At 49.5% G+C, this 6269-nt stretch carries 4 protein-coding genes; 2 read left to right on the top strand and 2 right to left on the bottom strand.

What is annotated here, in order from left to right; translation table 11 throughout:
* A partial coding sequence (locus tag VIN66_RS15255; RefSeq protein WP_331924778.1) for a putative bifunctional diguanylate cyclase/phosphodiesterase occupies positions 1–1538 on the top strand: 1538 nt, incomplete at its 5' end.
* Here the strand turns inward: VIN66_RS15255 and rep are convergent.
* Positions 1512–3527, bottom strand: a complete 2016-nt coding sequence (rep, locus tag VIN66_RS15250) for a DNA helicase Rep (RefSeq protein ID WP_331924777.1) — start codon at positions 3525–3527, stop codon at positions 1512–1514. The two genes, VIN66_RS15255 and rep, sit on opposite strands and share 27 nt — an antisense overlap.
* Positions 3528–3667: 140 nt before the next feature.
* Between rep and ubiK the strand changes: the two genes are divergently transcribed.
* Positions 3668–3955 carry a ubiquinone biosynthesis accessory factor UbiK gene (ubiK, locus tag VIN66_RS15245; protein WP_331924776.1) on the top strand — a complete coding sequence of 96 codons (288 nt, stop codon included), beginning with the start codon at positions 3668–3670 and terminating at the stop codon, positions 3953–3955.
* Positions 3956–4007: 52 nt separating this feature from the next.
* On the opposite strand, the gene VIN66_RS15240 is transcribed toward ubiK, so the two are convergent.
* Positions 4008–6269: S8 family serine peptidase (locus tag VIN66_RS15240; protein WP_331924775.1), on the bottom strand; the 2262-nt coding region annotated here is incomplete at its 5' end.

Genomic DNA, 6269 nt, shown 5'->3' with positions numbered 1-6269 from the left:
TTATCGGGGTTATCGCTTTACAATCGTATGAACAGAGTTACAGCTACGGCGATACGGAACTGAATATTTTACGTTTTGTCTCGCAGCACATCGCTGTCGCTATTCAGCGTAAACTGGCGACAGAACAGCAAAAACGTCAACAGGAAGATCTCGAGCGCAAAGTTTTTGAGAGCACACGTGAGTTACGCCAAACCAACCTGTTCTTGCGCCTGCAGGTTGAAGAGCGGAAAAAAGCCGAGCAAAAACTGTTCTACGAAGCTAACCACGACGCCCTAACCGGCCTCGCTAACCGACAAATGTTTTTACAACAGTTAAAGCAGCAGTTCGCACTGAGTAAACGCCAGCCACAACTGAACATGGCGCTGCTGTTTATCGACTTAGACCGCTTTAAATTGATCAACGATACGTTGGGGCATCATGTTGGCGATGCCTTTCTGATTGAAGTGAGTAAGCGCCTGCTCAGTACAGTGCGTGAGCATGATCTGGTTGCGCGTCTGGGTGGCGATGAGTTTGTTGTATTACTCACCAGCCTGCTGGATGATACTGACGCTGAGGATATTGCAGAGCGTATCATTGATAAGATCCGTCAGCCCTTTTTGCTGCAAGGCCAACCCGTACATTCCGGTGCCAGTATTGGTATCGCCCAGTTCCAGAAAGAGCACAGTGCTGCCGAAGCTATTTTACGCGATGCTGATGCGGCTATGTATCAGGCAAAATCAATGGGCCGCAATCGCTTTGTCATATTTAATGACACTATGCGCGAGCGGATGCTGCAGGCGCTGACGATGGAGCAAGTGATACAACAAGCTCTGGAGCAGCAACAGTTCACGGCGGTATTTGAACCGGTTTTATGTGGTCAGGGCCGGGATCTGATGGGGTATGAAGTACACACTCAATGGCAACACCCTGAACTTGGCACTCAATATGATTTCAGTAAATATGCTGCCGATGCAGGCATGACGCCGCAGATTGAACAGCTTATGTTACAACAGGCATGCCGGCATCTGACCGTCAGCAGCAATGATACCGGTTTGCTGACAGTAAAACTCAGTACCGCACACCTGCAACAAACCGAACTGTTCGAAAAATTAAAGCAACAGATTATAACCCTGGAGCATAAACACAGATTATGCCTGGCATTCACTGAGCGCGAACTGCTGCAGGCAGACAGCTCTGCTTACGGGCCACTAAAGCAACTAAAACAAATGGGCATCAGGCTGGCGTTGCATCAGTTTGCTGCTGAAACAGCTCCGATGGGCTTGTTGTTACAACAGCTGTTTGAATTTGTAAAACTCGACGCCACCTTCTGTCGCCAACTGCCACGCAATGAGCAAAAGCGTCAGTTGCTGCAGATGTTGCAAACTCTTGCACTGAGCTATAAATTCCGTCTGTTGGCAGATGGTGTAGACAATGCCGACTTGCTGAACCTGTTGCTGGCGGAAGGTTGCTGTTTCATGCAGGGTAAGTATGTGGCCGAGCTACTCTGCGCCCAAGAGCTGGCCAACGCGCCATCAGTTGTTTTTCAACAACTGGCGTAACCGTTCAATATGCGCAGCCCCCGTCTGCTGACGTTGCTCAGCGGTTTTGACTGGTGCCGCGTTTTGCCATTCCAGATCATCCTGTGGTAGTTCATATAAAAACCGGCTTGGTTCAGGGCGGATCATCTCGCCAAACTGGCGTCGCTCTTTGGCATAGGTAAAAAACAGCTCGCGCTGGGCACGGGTAATGCCAACATACGCCAGCCGCCGCTCTTCCTCGACGTTATCTTCATCTATGCTGCTCTGGTGCGGCAATATGCCCTCTTCCATCCCAACCATAAACACATAAGGGAACTCCAGGCCTTTAGAAGCGTGCAGCGTTAACAGCTGTACCTGATCAGCGTTGTCTTCCTGTTCCTGGCGTTCCATCATGTCACGCAACGTCAGGCGGGTAACAACCTCCGGCAGCGTCATCGGTTCATCATCGTCTTTACCCTGCAGTATCTCGGTAATCCAGCGATACAGCTCATTGACGTTTTTTAGCGCCATTTCAGCGGCTTTCGGGCTGGTGCTGGTTTCAAACAGCCAGGCTTCATAGTGGCTTTGCCGGATCAAATCCCGAATGGCTTCGGCAGGATCTGCCCGCTGCACATTATCGGCGATAGCCACTATCCATTGCGCAAACTGTTTTACTGCATTGTGGGCACGGGCGGATAAATGCATCGATAACTCGCTTTCACAACAGGCAGCAAATAGGCTGATATGTTTCTCATTCGCCAGATTGCCAATTTGTTGCAGTGTTGCCGCACCAATTTCGCGCCGCGGCACATTGATAATACGTAACAAAGCGTTGTCATCGTCCTGATTCACCACCAGACGCAGGTACGCCATTACATCTTTAATTTCGCTGCGTGAAAAAAATGAGGTGCCACCGGATATTTTGTATGGAATGCGGTTGGTCATCAGCGCTTTCTCAAACAGACGCGACTGGTGATTACCGCGGTACAGCAACGCGTAATCCCGATACTGGCTACGGTTAATAAAACGGTGCGAGATTATCTCAGCTACCACTTTTTCTGCCTCGTCCTCTTCATGCTTGCAGGGCAAAACTTTAAGTGGCACACCATAACCATTCTCACTGAACAGCTGTTTATCAAACTCATGCGGGTTGTTGGCGATCAGAATATTGGCCGCTTTTAAAATACGCTCAGCCGAGCGGTAATTTTGCTCCAGCTTAATTACATTCAGACTGGGGAAATCGGTTTTTAACAACACCAGGTTTTGTGGCCGGGCACCACGCCAGGAGTAAATAGACTGGTCGTCATCACCGACAACGGTAAAGCGCTGACGCTCCCCCACCAACCATTTTACCAGCTGATACTGGCTGGTATTGGTGTCCTGATATTCGTCCACCAGCAGATACTGAATTTTATGCTGCCACTTGGTGCGAACCTCGGCATTATGCTGAAACAACAGGGTTGGCATCAGGATCAAGTCATCAAAATCCAGTGCGTTGTATGCGGTAAGTTGCTGACTATACTGCTGATAGTAATTCGCAAAACTGATACTTTGGGCGTCTGTCGCTTCAGCCAGCGCTTTGGCTGGCAGCGTCAGTTCATTTTTCCAGCTGCTTATTTTGCTTTGCAGTGCGCGCAGGATATCTTTGTCACCTTGAATATCATGTTCGCTCAGCTCTTTTAACAATGCCAGGCTATCCTGATCGTCGAATAACGTAAAGTTGGCTTTGTAACCAATATGCCGGTATTCCTTTTTCAGGATCTCAAGCCCCAAAGTGTGAAAGGTTGAAATCGTCAGACCACGGGTGGCCGCTTTGGGTAGCTGATGGTTAATACGCTCACGCATCTCGCGTGCCGCTTTATTGGTGAAGGTTACTGCGGCAATGTGACGCGCAGGCAAATTGCACTCCTGGATCAAATACGCAATTTTATTAATAATAACCCGGGTTTTACCGCTGCCGGCACCCGCCAACACCAGACACGGTCCGGAAATAAATTTAACAGCAGCATTTTGTTGCGGATTTAACTTCATTGACACACCCTTATACCAAGGCGGGCATTGTAACGAAATTTGCCGCTAATTAGCATGCACCTGGCTGCTTTTGCCCTGTAGAATAACTGCATAGGTTTAGCACTAGGTCGCAAGTGACTGATGTGACACAGGAGAACGATATGATTGACGCAAAAAAAATTGAAGATATCGCTAAACAAATTGGCAATGCTATCCCGCCACAAGTACGGCAATTTGCTGATGATGTTGAAGCCAAAGTCAAACAGGTACTGCAAAGTAAGCTGGCCGATATGGATTTTGTCAGCCGTGAAGAGTTTGATGTACAGCGCCAGGTGTTACTGCGCACGCGCGAAAAGCTGGAGCAACTGGAGCAGCAGGTTGCAGCATTAATGGCAGAGAAAACTCAGCAATTTAACAGCAAAGAATTACCATCATCTGACCAACAGTAAAACAGATAAAAAAACAGAGCACGAATGCTCTGTTTTTGCTGTCTGCCTATGTTTACTGACGCTTGCGGCGCAGCAGCAATAATGGCAGTGCCAGTAAGCTAAACCAGCCAAAGCTTCCGCTTGATGGCTTATTTACCGTCACACTGACCGTCGCCGTGCCTGTCATACCCGCGCTGTCTGTAGCAGTAATAACAACGCTGTGGGTTTTAGCATCAGACTTGGTTGGCGTACGCGCCAGCACCAGCTGATTATTGACTACGCTAAACAAGCTATTGTTAGCTGTCAGGCTGCTTAGCGTTGCACCCGCTTCAGTAACGTTTACCGCCACGTTACCCAGACTGGTGCCTGACGCCGCGCCAACATCAACCTTGGCTTTGGTCAGCGTTACCGACACCACAGGGGTTTCATCCGCCAGGTTGTTTACATTAACAATAACCTGCGCTGGTGCAGACACATTACCTGCTGTATCCAACGCTATCACTTCCAGTTGTATCTGAGCTAAACCAGCATCATAGTTCAGCAAGGCACCGCTGCTGACAATAATATCACCGTTGCTGGCAACTGTTACCGCATTAGAGTTACTACCCGCCAGCACAAACTCAGAGACCGGTGAAGAGAAATCAACTTCAGCGTCAACCTTGCCAATGATGGTGCCATCAGCACTGTTTTCATCCACGCTGAATACCTGACCGGCCGTGATGACGGGTGCTTTATCAGCCGCGTTCAGATCTGCCACTGCAATACCATCACCCACATCGGACAGTAATACAAAGCCTGAGTCGGTATTCCAGTTCAGCACTGCCGACTGCCCTGGTGCCAGCTCAGTAACGGCTTCACCTGCAGCATCAGTCAGGGCAACATCTGGCGATAATGTCAGCTTAGCGCTGGTGTAAATCAAATCGTCATAGTCGATTGAACCAGATGCAAAGCCCAGGTTGTAACCATCGTTAAAACTCAGATAGGCGACGCTGATGTCCTTACCGATATCAGCAGCCGTCAGGCCGACATCTTCAAAACAAGCCGTCAGGGTGACGTTACGCTGTCCTAATACATGGTAAGCATCGCCGGCCATACCACTTAAGGTCCCAAATGGCACAGCAAAAGAGCCGACGTAACCAGTCGGATAGTCGTCACTGAGGCGGGATAACAGCAAGCTCATCACTTCGTATTCGAAGTTCTCGTCATTATCAACATCCAGCAGGAAAGCAAAGTTTGCCTGTAATGTATGACTAAGTGGCTGGTCCAGCGTAAAGCTTGGTGCTAACAGATAGCCTGATGAACAGTATTCAACCGGAACAACGTCCAGGGTTGCAGCACGCAAATCCTGCGGCACTGCATTTTTCGCTGATGTTGCCACCAGTTGTGCAGCAAAGGGCTGCGCTGACACAGCACCGTCGTTACGCACTATGTACTGAATACCCTCTTCAGTAATATCAGAGCGGATTTTAAGATCAGCATTTGCCTTAGGCAGTATGTGGTAAACCAAATGCAGATCAACATCTTCACCGGTCGCATTGTCGTTGAATAAAATCGCACCGTCGTATTCTACTACGGTCAGCAGATCATTCTTTTCATTAACGTCGCTACCGTTGTTTAACTGCCAGTCGTGTAACTTGGTCGGGTCTACCGTCAGCGCTACATCAAACTGTACAGTCTGGCCAGCGCCAACCGTCACCGACTCTGGCAGGTTCCAGCTTAATGCGCCCGTTGCGCTGTCATTAGCAAAACGCTGCTGCACACTCAGACTGTAGGTACGCGCTTCATCGCTGAAGTTTTTCAGGCTAACTGTTTTACTGAACTGCGCTTTTTCCGTCAGAGTTTGCAGGCCGTAAGACAACGCGGCCTGCCTGGTATCAAATTTACTGTCGTATACCCAGGCCAATGCTGGCGAGTCTACCGCCTTTTGTACATCAACCAGACCGGCACCCATAGCGCTTATCGGTGCAAGCTCTGCATTAGCATTTAACGCTTTAGGCTCCGCGGTAACATTCAGATTGGCTGTATTCATCAACAGCGCTTTGGCCTCAAAAGCGTTCAGCTCTGGACGGGCCTGACGCAATAAACTTACGGCACCAGCCGTAATTGGGCCGGAGAACGAGGTACCGGTTGCCGGAGCTAACCCTGTGCCGGTGCCAACATCCGCCACCATAATAGCGGTACCTGGCGCAGTAATTTCAGGCTTTAATAAGCCATCCATTGCCGGGCCCCGCGAGGTAAAATCTGAAATTGAGCCCGGTGTCGCAAAAGACTCGGCTTTCACTGAGTAGGTCACGGCACTGCCTTCGGCCAGTAATGCTTTAATGCGCTCCCCTTG

The sequence above is a fragment of the Rheinheimera sp. genome, assembly GCF_036568245.1.
In the GTDB taxonomy this organism is placed as follows: Bacteria; Pseudomonadota; Gammaproteobacteria; order Enterobacterales; family Alteromonadaceae; genus Alishewanella.
Note: the sequence above shows the minus strand (reverse complement) of the source record. Positions and strands in the feature narration are given on the sequence as shown.

Bases quoted from the DNA above. Each gene is read 5' to 3' on its own strand.
- rep (WP_331924777.1), bottom strand. From the start codon at position 3,527: ATGAAGTTAAATCCGCAACAAAATGCTGCTGTTAAATTTATTTCCGGA.
- ubiK (WP_331924776.1), top strand. From the start codon at position 3,668: ATGATTGACGCAAAAAAAATTGAAGATATCGCTAAACAAATTGGCAAT.